This is a genomic window from Paenibacillus sp. J22P15 (assembly GCF_056269345.1).
Genome location: NZ_JBWDNT010000006.1, coordinates 83207 through 101197, shown reverse-complemented (window position 1 = coordinate 101197; position 17991 = coordinate 83207). Strand labels below are relative to the sequence as shown.

At 41.4% G+C, this 17991-nt stretch carries 8 protein-coding genes; all 8 read left to right on the top strand.

Annotated elements, in window-relative coordinates; all coding sequences use genetic code 11:
• The first annotated feature begins 55 nt into the window (after positions 1–55).
• The 8 genes from AC0YN6_RS15350 to AC0YN6_RS15315 all read left to right on the top strand — a co-directional run bounded on the left by AC0YN6_RS15350 (position 56) and on the right by AC0YN6_RS15315 (position 17857).
• Positions 56–1198, top strand: a complete 1143-nt coding sequence (locus AC0YN6_RS15350; protein WP_475747873.1) for a glycosyltransferase family 4 protein — start codon at positions 56–58, stop codon at positions 1196–1198.
• Positions 1199–1461: 263 nt separating this feature from the next.
• A complete protein-coding gene (locus AC0YN6_RS15345; RefSeq protein WP_475747872.1) occupies positions 1462–5634 on the top strand; it encodes an S-layer homology domain-containing protein in 4173 nt (1390 codons plus the stop codon).
• A 565-nt stretch (positions 5635–6199) separates the two neighbouring features.
• Positions 6200–8635 carry an S-layer homology domain-containing protein gene (locus AC0YN6_RS15340; RefSeq protein ID WP_475747871.1) on the top strand — a complete coding sequence of 812 codons (2436 nt, stop codon included), beginning with the start codon at positions 6200–6202 and terminating at the stop codon, positions 8633–8635.
• Between the two features lie 247 nt (positions 8636–8882).
• Positions 8883–10973 carry a hypothetical protein gene (locus tag AC0YN6_RS15335; protein ID WP_475747870.1) on the top strand — a complete coding sequence of 697 codons (2091 nt, stop codon included), beginning with the start codon at positions 8883–8885 and terminating at the stop codon, positions 10971–10973.
• 80 nt (positions 10974–11053) lie between these two features.
• Positions 11054–11548, top strand: coding sequence for a hypothetical protein (locus tag AC0YN6_RS15330; RefSeq protein WP_475747869.1), 495 nt, complete (start codon positions 11054–11056; stop codon positions 11546–11548).
• Positions 11549–11660: 112 nt separating this feature from the next.
• A complete protein-coding gene (locus AC0YN6_RS15325; RefSeq protein ID WP_475747868.1) occupies positions 11661–11939 on the top strand; it encodes a small, acid-soluble spore protein, alpha/beta type in 279 nt (92 codons plus the stop codon).
• A 162-nt stretch (positions 11940–12101) separates the two neighbouring features.
• Positions 12102–13316 carry a methionine adenosyltransferase gene (metK, locus tag AC0YN6_RS15320; RefSeq protein ID WP_475747867.1) on the top strand — a complete coding sequence of 405 codons (1215 nt, stop codon included), beginning with the start codon at positions 12102–12104 and terminating at the stop codon, positions 13314–13316.
• A gap of 152 nt (positions 13317–13468) precedes the next feature.
• Entirely contained in the window at positions 13469–17857 is a 4389-nt protein-coding gene (locus AC0YN6_RS15315) for an Ig-like domain-containing protein (RefSeq protein WP_475747866.1), read from the top strand.
• Positions 17858–17991 lie beyond the last annotated feature (134 nt).

Genomic DNA, 17991 nt, shown 5'->3' with positions numbered 1-17991 from the left:
CCTTTACAATCGGAGTATAATTCACTTCGGTAGAGAGAAAAGGGGAGTTGCACACATGCCGGTAGGCTTGCTGTATTCAATTGGGTTCATAATCGCTCTAGTTCTTGCCATTGCGATGACGCCGCTTGTTAAGAAATTTGCATTCAAAGTAGGCGCAATAGACAAACCAAATCATCGCAAAGTACACACGCGCATAATGCCGCGTCTTGGCGGTCTAGCTATTTATATTGCATTCGTAGGCGCATTCTTTATTTTATCGCCATTTATACCGGAGGGCTTGCTCCGTCCGCAGGATTCAAACATGATCAACGCGCTGCTAGTCGGCGGTACGATGATTATTATTTTAGGTGCTTTCGATGACCGCTTCGAGCTTTCGGCAAAAGTGAAGCTTATCGGTCAAATCGCGGCAGCATGCGTAGTCGTTTTCGTCTTTGACGTAAAGATCGACTTGCTGAACATTCCGTTTGGTGAAACGATGCAGCCGATTGCGGGCTGGATCAGCATTCCGCTTACGATTTTATGGATCGTTGGCGTAACGAATGCGATTAATCTGATCGACGGCTTGGACGGGCTAGCTGCTGGAGTATCAGGAATTGCAATTGCAACCATTGTTGTGATGGCATCTCTGATGGGCTTCCAACCTGTTATTCTGTTAAGCACATTGCTGCTTGGCGGAATTGTCGGATTCCTTGTCTTCAACTTTCATCCCGCAAAAATATTTATGGGCGACTCGGGCTCGCTGTTTCTTGGATTCAGCTTAGCAACGCTTTCGATGCTTGGATTCAAGCAGGTAACGATGGTATCGTTTGTAACTCCGCTGCTCATTATCGGCGTTCCGCTTTCGGATACCTTCTTTGCAATCGTTCGCCGCTGGGTTAACAAAAAACCGATTTTTGCTCCAGACAAAGGACACCTGCATCATCGTTTACGCGATCTAGGCTTCAGCCACCGTCGTACCGTCCTAATCATTTGGGGTGTAGCTGCAATATTCGGCGGACTCGCAATCGTACAATCAGCTGTCGTGCAATCGAGCGCAGCGAACTGGATTACTTTTGCCGTCATTTGTATGCTAATGTTTTTCCTGCAGATCGGTGCAGAAATAACAGGTATTGTGGACAAAACACGCAAACCGCTTATTAATTTTTTAGCCCGCATGAGGCTTCGTCTCAAGCTGGATGCTGAATCTCGTTCGAAATAAAAAAGAGCTCTGAATCCTATTATGGAATCAGAGCTCTTTTTTTTTGCTCTAATTGGAGCAATTGTCTAAAAAAATGGGAGCCAAAAGCCGATAACAACAGTACAGAACTTTTCTGCAGTCAGTCTCGTCTAACTGCAAATGTACGAAAGCTGACTAAACAGTAAAAGGGAGGAAGATTTATTCGGAGGGAAGCTATACATTCGTTAGGTCATCTATCATTCTAATACCCATGCTCAACACATACATAAAGGAGGAACACTGCTTTGAAAAGATTAGTTTCATTAGTGCTAACACTGGCATTGTTAATTACATTGTTGCCGCCGCTTGGAGCGGTACAACCAGTTGCGGCCGCAGGCTCTTATTTCCTATTTCCAAATGAGAATGCCACACCTGGAAGCGCAAGAATTGTATCCAGTCAATCTATAAAGCTCGAAGGAACGATTAACGGAGTGGTCGGTAATTCGATTAGCTATAACGTCAAACAAGTAACATGGAACGGGACTAATGAAGAACCGAAAGAAGTGAACACAACAGAAGAAATTACAACAGGTATTTCCACATCAAGCGGAGATAATAGCATCGTAATTTCGAATCTAACTCTTTTTCCGGGATTGAATAAAATCACATTTAAAGGAATATCAGGTACATCAACAGTTAGTGAATCAATCTATATTCAATATCGCAATAGTCCTATGCTTTACGATCTTAAAACTACATTCGAGAACAAGGATTATGTAATGCCGGAAGACCAGCCGACGATGCTTTATTCCACGGCACCTATCATACAGCAAACTGGTGAAATTGTTATTTCCGGTAAAGCGCCAAATGCACAGAAAGTAACAGTGGTTATTAATGGAAGAAGCTACGAGTTCAATGTCTCTGCAGCTACCAGCGACAGCAGATTCAGTACCTCTTTGCTAAGTATTCAGAAGGGGATCAACACGATCGTTTTGAAGGTACATAATAATGGACAAGTTGTGGAGACGACACGTGAGATTGCGTTTTACAACGGTGAAGTGACATTTTACGATCTGAAAATGTTTACAGGTTCGCAGTCGGCTGTCTTGGAGCCGAATTTGAACTTCTCAACAGATGCAACTGGTGTACAAGCGATTAATGTATCTGGTAACGTCATCGTACCGCTTCCATTATATGATGTAACAGATATTAATAATGATGGAAATAAAACGGAAATAGTAGACGTAACTGCAGCAAATCTTGAAAAAATGCTAAGCGTAGAGCTGAAGCAGGGTGGATCATCTGCAGTAACGATAGCACCGACTGTAGGATCAGTGACCTACACGCCTACAGCCATTGATAACACCACTAAATTCATTACGGTATCTTATAAATATAAATTGCCAACACTTACGTTTGATAAATCCAACCAGATTCGCTTTATAGCGCCTAATGGCAGTGCTCTGCAAGGCTCGAGTTGGATACCTTTCGCTGTGCGTAACAATAGCTTAGCGTATATTTACGATATCAATTATTTATCAGGCTATGATCCGTCTATGAATACAACACCAATAAATGCAGGTCGACTTCAAGGGCTGCAGGGAACAGATATTCCGAGTGACGGTGTTAATGTTTATTCTATGCCTATGGGAGTAGAAGTGCTCGTTGGCAATTATGGCGGGCTTGCTGCTCCATACGATAACCTATTTAAGATCAACAGCAAGGAGCAAGGGGCTCTAGACTCTGGATTTACACAAATCAAACATTCCGAGGTTGTTTATCGTACCGTTAATAACCAATCTACTCCGTTTTTGCGGTTGTTTATTGAAATTAATAAGCTGCCGACTTTCGGAACGAATTCAATTTCATTCCAGCTAAATGACCCGGCCGGAGCTACTGCTGAAGTTAAAACAATCATTGCTAAATTATTGTATGGACCGTATGTGAAGTTCGATACTTTAGTTGAAGGCATGAAGGTGGATTACGATTCGGTAAGAGAAACTGATCCAATCACTTTGCTCGACAAGTTGGGTATGTTTAGTGGTCAACTGTTTAATGTAGCGAATGATGCGGATGTTGTCTATGATGATAAGGGAACGGCTAAACAGTCTGTATTCTTATACATTAACAATGTAGAGATCCCGCTTGAAAAGACTTCAATCAAAACGAAGTTTCAGCCTTTAGGCACTAGCGCTGAAAAAGCTAAAACTGCGGCTTTTATTTTCAATATTCTCAATAAAGCTGGGGAGAACAATGTGAAGTTCGTATTCCGTACAGCTAAAAACAATTATGAGAGTACTTTTAAATTCAGTATTGTACCGACGAATTTACCAGTAATACCAGCTCCAGATACGGATGGGGTTTACCCTTACAGTGCCAATTTGTCAAAGCCGCTTCCAAATGACGCTAATTTCCCTAAGCAAGGCAGCGTTTATACAACGAAGGAAGCTAGGCTAAATGTATACGGAACATTTGATTTCATCGATCTTGGCGATGAAAACTATTTCCAAACCGGTCATCAAAATTTAGGTGCAACGCAAGGACAATACATTGTACGAATTTCATCACCAAATTGGAAATCAGATATTAAATGGGATCTAACGAGGGAGTTTACTCCGACTAAAAACGGAGTTCCATTGCCGGAATTTGCAACAAAACCATATAATTCAGGTTTAGATGCTAATGGCAATGACAAAAACGTATCAACAGCAGATGCGAAAATTGATTTCTTCTATGATGTAGACGGTCAATACTTCTACTTCAAAATTATTAACCAAAAGATGCCTGAAGATGGAAGTTCACAGGTCTATAGCATAACAGTGTTTAATAGTGGCGAGGCTGGTCCGCGCGCAACCTATCGCATGGAAATCGATGCAACTTCGATTCCATACTCGATCTTGGCACCTCTCAAAGAGAAGCGAATCATTAACCAAAACTATGTTGAAGTCATTATCGCTTCTCCAGGTGCTGAGTCAATTGTAGTTGGTAAAGAAGCTGCTAAAAAAGTGAAGTTCATCGATTACAGTCAGAGTACGACGCAATTAATTGATGCATTTAGTATTACAGTTAAAGATGTAAAGCCTAACAAACCAAGTAAAATTGAATTTACGATAACACGCGGCAAGGACAAGATTAAAGATTCATTTGAAGTTGTATACCAGCCGGCGAATATTCCTGGTGCACAGTATTTGCAAAAAATGCAAAGCTCACATAAAGTGTTTAACAACAGCCTTGTCCTTTCGTTTGCTAGCAAGAGCAAGCTGGTTCGACCTACTTACAATTCGTCGTCTAATCATTCAGGACAAGTATACAGCGATAATGATATTTTGTTTGCGATCGCGAGCCCAAATGATGGAATTGTAGATCGCCATGAGTTCGAGAGTCAACCGCCGAACTATTCGGCAAATAGTTTGGCTGAGGGTAACCTGCACATTGGCTACCGATTCCAAGATCAAGCTAGACAGTTTATTAAAGCGAGTCCGCTCTTCTGGATAGATGGCGGGCAGGCGGATAATCCTGATCCATCCTCGCCGCTATATGATCCCGTAACAACAGGAACTGATCCATTCCCGTTCCCGAACGTAGTGGGCAAAGCATCAGACAGCTTCGCGAAACGCTGGAATAAGTTTGGTCTGGAACTTGTTCCATCAGCACCAGGCAAGCTAACATTGTCGTATGATGCTAACGTGTCGCAAAGCGCAGGAACAACGATTACTGTATTCCGTTTTGATCCTTATTACAGTACATGGGAAAATATCGGTGGTGTTGTAGATGAGAAAAAACATACAGTTACCGTTCCATTTACTAAATTCGGGTATTATGTTGTAGTTAAGCTTACTCGGGGATATTACGACATTAACGATCACCCTTATGCACGAGAAGCTATGGAGGCCATTTATTCGAAAGGTGTAATGAATGCTGTTGATCCAATTGGTAGTTTCGGGGCAGATCGCTATGTAACTCGTGGGGAATTCACTCGGATGATTATAAGAGCGCTGGATATTCCGCTCAACTTTGGTGGAGATCTGCATTTCTCTTACTACCCGGAGACGATTACAAATGCGAATAACGCTAATTCCATTTATGACTACCGTTACATCGAAACAGCTGCTCGCGCAGGATTTGTTCGCGGTACTAGACCAGGATTCTTTGATGAAGATGTAGATTTGTCTCGTCAAGATGCTTCAGTTGTTTTGGCAAGAGCATTGAACCTGAAGATGGAGACCAATGCACAAAAAGCAAAGTCAGCGCTGGATAAGGCGTTCAAAGACTCAGGGAGCTTTGATTATTACGCGATCCCAGCAGTTCTCGCAATACAGAAAAAAGGCTTTATTCTAGGTATGCCGATTGATGTGAGCAAACCGAAGGCTGGATCTGTATTTGAACCGAAGGCTAAGCTTTTGCGCAGTGATGCCGCAATAATAATGGCTAGAGTTATGGCTGATTTAGGGAAGCTGCCGAAAATTTATGGTAAGTAGGGAGTGAAGTGGGGGCTGACCGCTTGGTCAGTCCTTTCTTTTCATATATAGAGGAGAAAGATTATCCATGGAAAATGTTTTGCATCGACGAGCTCTATGAAAACAAGCTATACTGTCAGAGTGACCAATGATAAAGCAGCAGGGTATACATACGTGGAAAAACAAGAAGAGAAAAACTTTTAAATTTTTTTTCAGAACATCGCAACTTTTCACTGTCGCGTGCGTTTAAATACATGACGTTGTAACAAACACATGATTTGATGCGCGAGACTTACTCTTGCTGGAAACAAATTGGAATGAATTCACAACTTCCTCTTTACGGTACGACCTGCCCATTGTATAATGTTATAGTGGTGCCGTGACTCTAGCAGTATTCTCGCATTTTTTACAAGTTTCTACGACATGATCTTACAAATGGGTTTATCATAATCGTAGACATCATTTATATCAAATCTATGCTCAACTCTGGAAAGGGGGTGAATCGGCTATGAGGGAAAAGAGCAATTCACTATTTAAACAAAACTCTCAACAACCGCACGTATTTAGAGGAGGAGAAATAAAGGTTATGAAGAAAAAAATAGCAGCATTTGTGCTAGCTTCTGCGCTAGTACTTCCATTATCCGTTCCAGCTTTTGCAGCAACACCATCTGATGTAGTGGGCAAACCAGTACAATCAGCTGTTGAAGAACTAACAGCACTAGGAATCATTCAAGGTTATGAGGATGGCACGTTCAAGCCTGATAACACGATTACTCGCGCAGAACTTGCGAAAATTATCGTAGTTGCTACAGGTAACTCAAACGCTGCAGCTTTGATGCAAGGAGTTAAACCAAGTTTCAAAGATGTTAAATCAAATGCTTGGTACACTGGCTATATCAATGTAGCAGCTACTAAAGGATTTATCCAAGGCTACAATGGTAGCTACCGTCCTTCTGACAGCATTAAGTTTGAAGAAGTTGTAGCTATCATGACTCGCGCACTTGGCTACCAAGACAAAAAATTGTCTGGTGCTTGGCCTTATAACGTCCTACTCCAAGCTCAAGATCTTAACCTGTTCGATGGCATAGACATCGCAACTGGAACGAAAGCGAACCGTGGTGTTGTAGCTGAATTGACTTCAAACACAATCAACACGCAAACAGTTACTTACGGTGGTACTAACGGCGACGTTATTAGCTACGGTGATAAACTTGTTGCAAAAATCGGTGAAACTTCGAAAGCTGTAGTTTCAGCAGCAAACCTTACAAAAGACAAAGAAATCTCACTTGATGGTGTTCTTGTTAAAACATCTGATAAATTCGTAGTAACTGGTGGAAAAGCTCTTGCTGATCTAGTAGGTCACACGGTTACAGTTGTTAAAACAAAAGACAAAAAACAAGTTCTTGCAGTAACTGATGCACAAGATGCTGGAAAAATCATTGCTTTTGAAAACAACAGCAATGCTGCAGCTGATACAGTAGCTAATAGCGTTTATCTTACTGATAAAAACGCTAAAACTTACGCAACTGTACCTAACACTAAATACCTAGGGTTCACTAAAAACTTCTCATTAACATCATCACTTGGCGGTAATCTTGCTGCTGGCGAGAAAGCTACTTTGTTCTTGAATGCTGATGACCAAGTACAATACGTTAGTGTAGTTAACTACACTGACAACCAAATCGTTTCAAGCTTTGATGCAAAAACACCTTTCCGTGATGCTCGTTTCAACCTAAAACCAAATGGTTCTGTGAGCGTTAAAGAAACAACATCAATCAAACTTAACGGCGTTGCTGCAACTGTAGCTGAAATCAAAGAAGACGACATTATCCGTTATGTATACAACGGAACAAATGCTGTAGTTCTTGAAGCTACTCGTAATGTAGTTACTGGTAAAGTTGAAAAAGTTAAGACTGAAGGAACTAAAGCAATCTATACAGTAGCTGGTAAAGAGTATGAAGCTATTACTGGACTCGCTGGATTGACATTGAACAACGAATACTCATTGTTGCTGAACCATGAAGGCAAGATTGCAAGCTCAAAAGCTGCATCTGCAAGCACTTCAAGCAACTATGCAGTAGCAATTAAAACGAACGTAGATAAAGTTGCAATCATTGAAAACAATGAAGTAACTCAACCTATTTACAACAAGCTTGACCTATTCTCTGCTAAAGAGAACAAAAACATCGTAGTTTACCTGAAAGATGCTGATCTTACTGGTACTGTAGTTGATAACTCTATCGTTAAGTTGACTTACAACGCTGACGGTAAAGTAACTAAAGCTGCTGTACAAACTGCAACAGCTGCTGCTGGTCCTATTGTTAAGGATGTAACTGCTACAACAATTACTACAACTACTAATTCGACATACTATGTAAACAGCAACACTGTATACTTGGATGCTTCGAACCGTGCAAACGATGAAATTGCTGTATCATCGGCTGCAAAAGTTACTAAAAATGATGTAGTATCAGTTGTTCTAAATTCCACTGATCTAGTAACTGCTGAATTGGTTGTTCTAGTATCTGATTCAGATGCTACAAACACAGAATCAACAGTTCGTGGTACATTCATCAGCAAATATGTTGAAGCTTCAGGCAACACGACTTCATACATTGTTTCATTGAATGTAAAAGGAACAGCTACTCCATTCGCAGTTACAGAAACAGTATTTAACGCTATTACTGCTGACGACAAATACGAAGTAGTAACATTGGATAAACTTGTGGGCGGTAAATACACTGAGCAAACAAGCACAGTTACTCCAGTACAAGATCTATCAGCTGTAAAATCTTCAAACAGCACATTTACTGCTGATGAAGTTAAATACATCGTTACTCCTAACACTGTTGTATATGCACTAGACAAAGATAACAACCTAACAGTTGATACTTTTGGTGCAATTACATCTGTTGATGGCGGAGTAATTGGTACAGACTTCAACCTTTATGTAATTGGTTCTGACAACTCAGTATCTGATTTCACTGAAGCTGCAGTTGTAGTTGTTAAAGTATTGAAGTAGTATTAAACGGGTAAGCTGATTACATCAGCTTAACAGAGAAAGGCCGACGCTAATGCGTCGGCCTTTTTTGTTCATATACTATTCACATAAATGGTTTATATTTATAATCATGATTAAAAGATTAAAAGTACATAAAATATGTTTTTGAATAAAAGGAGGTTATAAATTAGATATTTTATAAATGGTGAAACATAACAGTAGTTTCCGACGTCTAAACATGTATATCAAAAGATATGGAGTGGATAAAATGACTCGAGGAAGTTTTAGTAAATTATCAAAGTATGTTTCATTATTAATTGCACTTATTATTTTCGTATCAGTTGTTCCAGTGACAAATGCAGCAAATACTTCAGCAGTATTTAAAAAGGTAAGTCTATCTAAAGCCTCCTATGTCCAATTAACAGATGCTAATCTTGTACCAAGTGCTAGTGGTGCAACAGCAAGTTTTACATTTACGTTTTATAATGGAGATAGCACACCTATAAATTTAGTTGATTATTGGGCGAGGTTGAAGTCTACTGGTGGTAGTAAATATAATTTGACACTTTTGGATGCAGACAAGAAAAAGAAAGTACTGCCAAAATCCTCAACGACTGTAACTTATTATAGTGAGGTCAGTTCGAAAATTACATTAGACCAGTTAGTAGTGAACATCGTTAAGTTCGATTTCAGTGTACCCGGTTATGAGAGATCTGTAGCAAAATATACTTTTCCTAAGGGATTCTCCAATTATGTGAAAGCAGGTGGTTTTAAATCTGTATTAATTGGTAACTCTAACGTGAATGTAAGAATTGATCAGATTAATGCTACAAAAAATGAGAAAAATTATGTGTTTAATTTATCTCTTGTAGCTCGCAATAAGGGGAAATTCGGAGTCGCTTTACCCCAATATAATTATTATATCCAAACGCCATCAGGACTTTATAAGCTAGCATTAAGAAATAAAACGGACGAGACGCTCATTTTAGAGCCGACAGTTTTAAATGCAGTACGATTAACAGGAAACATTCCTCTTAATGTTTCCACTAGTGGTTGGAAGCTTGTTATAACACAAGCAATTGGAGTTGCAGAAGCAGCCAAAGTTGAACTTCCAGTAGTTGTTATGGAAGCTCCATTTAAGCTCACTACAACGACAACAACAGCAAAAACATCATTTACTAATGATAATGGTACTTATGAAGTCGAATTGAAAAATGTTCAACGCTTTCCTTTAAATAATCAGGATCAAGTCGTAGCAGAATTAGTTATTCGCAATAAAGAATCTGTGTATTTACCATTGCCTGAACTATCAGGGCTATTTTCAATTGATGAAAATATTAAGCTTACAACAAAAACTATTAAAAATAGTGGGGTTATAGGTATAGCTCCAGGTGCAGAAACTACTATTAGCTATGTAGGAACTATTCCTTATTCATATCAATGGAAAAAATTCAATTTGAAATTGAGCGAGAAAGTTAATGAGACGTCAAATGAGGTAGCAGAATTAACGAAGTCAACTGTTACACCAATTTCAGTAATAGGATTAGGATCTACATACTCCCAACAAAGTAACGGGGTACCTTTCACAGCACAAGTTGTAAATGTTGGAACTTATACTGGTGTGAAAAATGACACCTTTGCTGTAACCGTCGATGTTACGAATAAACAAAATAGAAGTAGTTCCTTGCCAGCTTGGTCTGGTTACTTCCAAACAGCTGATGGAAATATTTTTGAAGCAAAAGTTCAAAAGACAGCTAAAGTTCTAATAAATCCATCGAAAAAGGAACAAATGACCGTTTGGACTGAATTGCCTACTGGTATTGATAAAACAGGTATAAAGCTTATTCTAGGTGAAGCATATAACGATAATGGACTAATTCAAGGAACAGGTGAGGCAACTGGCTACTTGCGTGGAGTTCAATTGTCACTTCCTGAAGAAAAACAAGCAACTTCTAGTTTTAAAGAGTTACAAGTAGGTCCATATACTATTGAGATGAATTATTTTAATTCGTTTATGGATGGTAACATACTTGACGCAGATATCGGCGGGATAGTTACAAAAAATAATGATTATGACAGTTATACACAATCACAATTAGTTTTGGAGTTAGAGCGTGAGGATATTAATCAAGTTATTATTTCGAAGACTATTTCTTTTGAGGGCAATGTTGAAGGAAGCATCAAATGGAAACTTGGTAGTAACTATAGCGAACTAAAAGAAGAAATTAAAAATTTGGCTATATGGGATAATTACACTTTGAAGATTTATGATACCTTTAATGGGAATAAGAAATTATTAGCTAGTGTACCGACACAATGGTCTATGGCAATAAATTGGCTTGACGGTACTCATCAATAAAAATGGGATAAAAAAACTGGTTTCTCCTACTTAAATCTAGTATCTTTATAGGAGATGAGAGATAGAGAGGAGACTTTTCAGTGAAAAAGAAGGTACTACGCGGTATAATTGCTGTTGTATTAGTAGGAGCAGGCGTGTGGGTTGGCGTGAACTTTGCTTCTCCGCTAGAAGCAGAATCCAATGCGCTGACTCCTGGCTCTGTAGAAGATCCTGTTGTCACTAAGAGCTATGTAGATGAACAGCTTGCAAAATTAGGCGGAGGCTCTGCAGGAGGAGGTACAACGACACCACCTGTTGCTGATTCTTCGTTAGAAGTTGTTATAGTGCCAGCAGGTAAGACACTTATGGCAGGCCAAGGTACAGAAGTCATTGTACGTGTAGGCAAAGCAATTGCTTTCAGCTCTGATGCAAGCGGTATTGCTGATCTTACAGGCGGTACGGATTTAACGAAGGGTAAAGCTGTTCCGACCAATCATTTGCTGCTATTCCCACGTGAAGGACGCGGCATATTGCCGGACCCTAACCAAAAGAATGGTCTGACAGTATTGGTTAAAGGGAGTTACTCCTTGCAATAATTTGGATGGATGCTCAACATTTTACCCGAATTGACAATAGATTATACGCTTCAAAGTTGATGAAAGGATGCACAATACAATTGTGTTCCTATATTCTTCGGAGGTGTCATTTATGAGTCGTTCGAATAAAGTAATTGTACCAACCAGTAAGGCAGCTCTTAATCAAATGAAATATGAAATTGCTGCAGAATTTGGGTTAAGCTCAGGCGGTTATGCAAATGCAGGAGCAGACACTGAATTTGCTGGAGAGCTAGGTGCCTCTTCTAGCGCTGGAGCTGGTCAGAACGTTCATTGGTCTGCTTTATCCACACGACAAGCTGGTTCAGTGGGCGGAGAGATCACAAGACGGCTGATTGCACAAGCAGAATCAGTACTTGGCGGTTACCAGTAGTTATTATTGGAAATTCCGGCGTCCATTGACACAAAGCGACATTTTCGGTATCATACTGTTTTAGAAGAGTTGTCAAACAACCTTTTCCTTAGGGAAAAGGTTCATTTTTTATGTAGAATGTCCGCACTTATTGAATATTAAGGTTGTAGGAGGTTGATACGGATGTCGGTTAAAGGACGCCATTTGTTTACGTCAGAATCAGTTACTGAAGGCCATCCGGATAAGATTTGTGATCAAATATCCGATGCTGTCTTAGATGCATTTCTAGAAGCAGACCCAAACGCTCGTGTTGCTTGTGAAGTTTCTGTAGCAACAGGGCTAGTTTTGGTTATTGGAGAAATTAGCAGCCGTGCTGATTTTATTGATATTTCTTCAATTGCTCGTCGTACAATTAAGGAAATTGGTTACACTCGTGCCAAATATGGCTTTGACTCCAGCACATGCGCAGTATTAACATCGCTCAATGAGCAGTCTGCTGACATAGCACAAGGCGTTAACGCAGCGCTTGAGACTCGTGATGGCAAAGATATGAAGCAAGAGAATGAAGATATCGGCGCAGGCGACCAAGGACTAATGTTTGGTTTTGCTACAAACGAAACTCCTGAGCTTATGCCGCTTCCTATTGCTCTTTCTCACCGTATCGCTCGTCGCTTGTCCGAAGTTCGTAAGAACGAAACTTTGGATTACCTTCGTCCAGATGGTAAAACGCAAGTTACAATTGAATATGCTGACGGCAAACCAGTTCGTGTAGACACGATTGTTGTTTCTACACAGCATGCGGAAGAAATTACGCTTGAGCAAATTCAACAAGATATTCTTGAGCATGTTATTAAGCCGGTTGTTCCTGTTGAGTGGCTTGATGCTGAAACTAAATATTTCATTAACCCAACTGGCCGCTTCGTAATCGGCGGGCCGCAAGGTGATGCCGGTCTAACTGGCCGTAAAATTATCGTTGATACGTATGGCGGCTACGCGCGTCATGGCGGCGGCGCATTCTCAGGTAAGGATCCTACAAAAGTTGACCGTTCAGCAGCCTATGCTGCTCGTTATGTAGCTAAGAACATCGTAGCTGCAGGACTTGCAGACAAATGCGAAATCCAATTGGCTTACGCAATCGGTGTTGCTCAACCGGTATCGATTAACGTGGATACTTATGGTACAGGTAAAATTGGCGAAGATAAGCTCGTTGAGCTCATCACTAGCAACTTTGACCTTCGTCCTGCAGGCATTATCAAGATGCTTGATCTGCGTCGTCCAATATACAAACAAACGGCTGCATACGGTCATTTCGGTCGTACAGACGTTGATCTTCCTTGGGAACGTGTCGACAAAGCTGATAAGCTTAAAGCAGACGCTGGCGTTCAAAGCGGAGTATAAAACTTCAAGAGCTGTCCAAAAAGTAGATTATCTACTTCTTGGACAGCTTTTTTGTTTGTCTATCGCTACAAAAATGAAGTTTAACCTAAATTTTTCATGCTAAGAAGCCGACAAATAAGGTACTAGTGTAATTTTTTGAGGAGTGAATTGAAATGAATCGAACGAGCAAGCTATCTTCGTTTATCGCCGTTATGCTGCTGCTCCAATTAAGCCTGTCAGGTTGGTCTTTGGGCCCTCATCAAGCGGATGCCGCATCTGCGGGCCCGGTCGTATTAAGCTTAAGCCCTTCCGATGACCTTAATAATGTATCAATATCGGCTGATTTAAAGATGACCTTTGATGAGAATGTAAGCAAAGGCTCTAATTCCACGTCTATTTCTATCTTTGATTATGCAACCAGCAATTTGGTGGAGAGTATTCCTTTATCGTCTCATCGTATCACCATTGATTCAACACAGCGTATTGTGACTATAGATCCGGAGAAACATTTTGCCTTAAACACAAATTATTACATATTGGTTGACGCAGGTGCGTTTGTTAATCAATCCAACGGTGTAGGATATGCTGGAATTAATAGCGCAAGCAGTTGGAATTTTCGAACGGTCGCTGAAGTAGACGTAACTAGACCGTCTCATACAGGCGTGTTTCCTTCGGCAGCCCCTATAGGGGTAACTACTCCCATCACGATTTCATTTGATGAGCCTGTTTATGTTGCAAGTGGAAACATTCAGATTAGTTCTTTAGAGGACAAACGGACGATTGCCGTTACATCCAATGCCGTAAGAGGCAGCGGGACGAACCAAATCGTAATTCAGCCGCCGGCAGCACTACAGCCTAATACAACCTACACCGTTACGATTCCAGATACGGCATTTCAAGATGCAGCGGGGAATCTATATTACGGTACATCATGGAGCTTTACTACAGACGCAGCACCCGTAAATGTGGCAGCGTTTGCTCCCTTAGACAATGCTACTTCTGTACCGATCAACTCAGGACTTGCCATCACTTTTGATAAAAACGTACAAGCACGTGCAAATAAATATATTGAAATACGCAGAATAAGCAATAATACTACCATAGAACGAATTAAGGTTTTGTCTTCAAATGTTAATGTAGTGGGTAATCAGGTGAAAATTTCGCCTAACACGACTCTTGAGCCGAATACGGCCTATTATGTATTGATTGATGCTGGCGCGTTTACGCAGGTGGACCCAAGTGGTGATCAATGGTATCACGGTATTGCTGGCGCATCGGTTTGGAATTTCAGTACAGATCCTGGCAATGAAAAGACGCCCCCTGCTGCAACAGAATTATACCCAGCAGCAGGTGCAGCGATCAGCAGCCTAGGCTCTGTACTCAAAATTAATTTTAATGAACCGGTATTTCCAAGCAGCGGGTTTATTGAAATTAGAGAGTCTGCAACGGGAGCATTATTCCGTTCCATCCCTATTACATCGGAACGTGTGACCGGCGGAGGAACTTATCAATTAACAATAGATCCAAATAGGCTGATCACCAGCGAGGTGGAGAAAGCTTTCGTAAATAATACGAAATATTATGTAACAATCGGCAATCGCGCCATTCGCGATGCGGCGGGTAATCACTATGAAGGAATCACTTCACCGACTTATTGGTCCTTCACCGTTTCTCAAGATACAGTAAGACCAACGTTATCCTTATTAAATCCAATAAACAATGCCGTTTCCGTAGGATTAAGTCAATCCTTAACAGCGACGTTCAGTGAAGCCATTAAGAAAGGCGCTACAGGTGCGATAACATTTAATCCTATTGGCAATAATGAGCTTAAGCCTATTCCTGCTAGCTCTTATGTTCATGGAACCTATAATAATGTATTGGTCATTACGCCCTCCGAAGCCTTGCATGCTAATACGGTTTATTATGTAACGATTGATGCAAGTGCAGTGACTGATTTAGCAGGCAACAGCTTTGCCGGCATATTGAATGAATACCAGTGGACGTTCCGTACTTTCGGTTCGGATACAGCGGCTCCTGTCATAAGCAAGCTGGAGTGGAGCGGATCAACAATTACTTTGACCTACAACGAGGAGCTGAACGTGCATACAATTCCATCACCGGGCAGCTTTTACGTGACGGTCAACGGGGCACCTCGAACTGTAGCCGGCGTACAGGTTCGAGGGGAAGCAGTTATTCTTACTTTAGCGAGTCCAATTGTAGCTGGCCAGCTGGTGAAGCTATCCTACTCGAAGGCTGCAACAGGACTTATTCAAGATACATCTGGAAATGAAGCAGCAAGTATTGCCAATCAGGACGTAGCGGGTGCAAAGGATATCAACCCACCGAAGATCGTAAGCGGGAACGCTACTGGCAGCGCAATTACTCTGTCTTTTGACAAGGATTTGATGTCAGTAAACAGCTATGCCTATTTACAATTTACTGTTAACGTTGGCGGCGTTAACTATAGTACGACATCGATCTCAAGCAAAGGGAACAACATTTTACTAACTGTAAATGGAGCGATTCAGAATTATCAGAACGTCACTGTTTCTTACGCTCCAGGAGCTTATCCAATTAGGGATATGGCCGGTAACTATTTGGCTGGTTTCAATAACTACAGCATGTATAGCACACCTGATACGGGAACTCCTACGTTGCAATATATAAGTTACAACAGTAATCTTGTTACCTTGAAGTATAACAAAAGCTTGAATTCACAAACGGTACTGTCCCCTGGGCAGTTTAGTGTCCTTGTAGATCGTGTCGCACGCCCTGTCATTCAGGTTTACATTTCAGGCGACTCCGTCATACTGACGCTATCGACAGGAGTGATACCTGGACAAGTCGTATCTGTATCTTATGTACCGTCTGTATCGCTAATTACGGATTTAGCAGGTAATGCTGCACCGTCATTTAATAATGTCACTTCAAGCGGAAGCGGTGGCAGTGGAGGCGGCGGGCAAAACGCAAACATTTCCGGAGTGATTGCCAAAGGCTCAACATTAACGATTAGTTTTGGTGAATCGTTAAATGCCGGCTATTTGCCTTCTACCACTTCGTTTCTCGTAAAAGCAAATAATTCTTTAAGAATGGTTTCGAGAGTAGATATTAGTGGATCTTCGGTTATTTTAACGCTTGCTTCTCCCATACTGATGGGGGAAACGGTGACCGTAACTTATTTTTCTACGACTTCAGGGCTTCGAACAAATAACGGTTCGACAATAAATAGCTTTACGGACATCCATGCAGCTAATCAGACGACGCTGCTCGATGGATTGTCTGGTGACTTCGAAGCTGCAGATGGCGGCGGTATTGGTCTGAAGCTTACGTCAGCCACAACGATGTTTGATACATCACCGACTGGCACACAAGCCAACCGTTATACGGTATCATACGAGAAAGTGCTTGCAGCATACCAAGCAGCTCGCACAGCAGGTTTATCTATTCCTCGTGTCGCGTTTAAGGTGCCTTCAACTGAACGCGCAGCGATCGTAGCTATTCCAATAAGCGCGCTTGATGCAGCCTATCGTTTAAATGCAAACTCAATATTTGCTGTTCAATATGGCGATGTGACCTATGAGCTGCAATTAGATGCGTCGGATTATATGAAAATCAATACTTTGCTAGGAGGCAGCATCGCACAAGGACAATTGCTCATTCGAATCGATCAAGGGCTATCTGCATTAACGAGTACGATCAGTTCAAAAATTAACAGCTCATACACGAGCTTGCTGTCTGGTCCTTATCACTTCGATGTGGTTGTTCTGAGCGGTGCTGTACAGAAGCCTTATAATGATTTTAGCAATTATGTGTCGCGTACGATTCAAACCTCTCAAAATGTAGATGCAAGTAAGACAGCAGTTGTCTGGTTTGATCCTGCAACAGGCGGGCTATCCTACGTTCCGACCGTGCTGTCAACAAGCGGTGGCAGGACGACAGCAGCTTTTAAGAGCAAAGGAAATAGTGCTTATGCGCTAGTATCTAGTGCGGCTGCCTTCTCTGACCTATCAAAGCACTGGGCAGCTTCTGCAATTCATATTATGTCGAGGAAATTCATCGTGGAAGGCCGCTCAGCGACGAAGTTCGAACCGCAGAAGGCTATTACACGCGGAGAGTTTGCAACCTATATTGCCAAAGGACTCGGTTTAAGCAGCGACAAGGCAGCAGCAGCTAAGTTCAAGGATGTAAATGCGAGCACGGCGATGGGAGCCTACATTGGAGCCGCATCAGCAGCCGGAATCGTTGCAGGTAATACAGACGGCACCTTCAAGCCTAACAATCCGATTACAAGGCAGGAAATGGCTGTTATGATGATCAGAGCAGCGAAGGTGGCTGGTCTTACGGTTCAACTGCCGGAATCAGCTTCGGCTTATCTCAAGAAGTATACGGATCGCGGTAAGGTTGGCGCATGGGCGCAGACAGACATGGCGAAATCGGTGTATATTGGGGTTATTAGCGGCAAAACAGCGACAACGCTCAGTCCACAAACGAATGCAACGCGTGCTGAAGGAACGGTCATGATCCTTCGATTACTGGAAAAGGTGAAATTTTTGAGTTCATAAATAGAGTTACAAACCTTAGCTCGCCTATACGGCGAGCTATTTTTTTATACTAGTTACTTCAACCATATTCATAGCGGATATCTATCAACCTATAAAAAACGATAGCAGTCTTCTATCATGCGGAACTTTTCTAT

Coding starts and splice junctions, on each gene's coding strand:
- AC0YN6_RS15350 (WP_475747873.1), top strand. CDS start 56: ATGCCGGTAGGCTTGCTGTATTCAATTGGGTTCATAATCGCTCTAGTT.
- metK (WP_475747867.1), top strand. CDS start 12,102: ATGTCGGTTAAAGGACGCCATTTGTTTACGTCAGAATCAGTTACTGAA.
- AC0YN6_RS15325 (WP_475747868.1), top strand. CDS start 11,661: ATGAGTCGTTCGAATAAAGTAATTGTACCAACCAGTAAGGCAGCTCTT.
- AC0YN6_RS15315 (WP_475747866.1), top strand. CDS start 13,469: ATGAATCGAACGAGCAAGCTATCTTCGTTTATCGCCGTTATGCTGCTG.
- AC0YN6_RS15335 (WP_475747870.1), top strand. CDS start 8,883: ATGACTCGAGGAAGTTTTAGTAAATTATCAAAGTATGTTTCATTATTA.
- AC0YN6_RS15340 (WP_475747871.1), top strand. CDS start 6,200: ATGAAGAAAAAAATAGCAGCATTTGTGCTAGCTTCTGCGCTAGTACTT.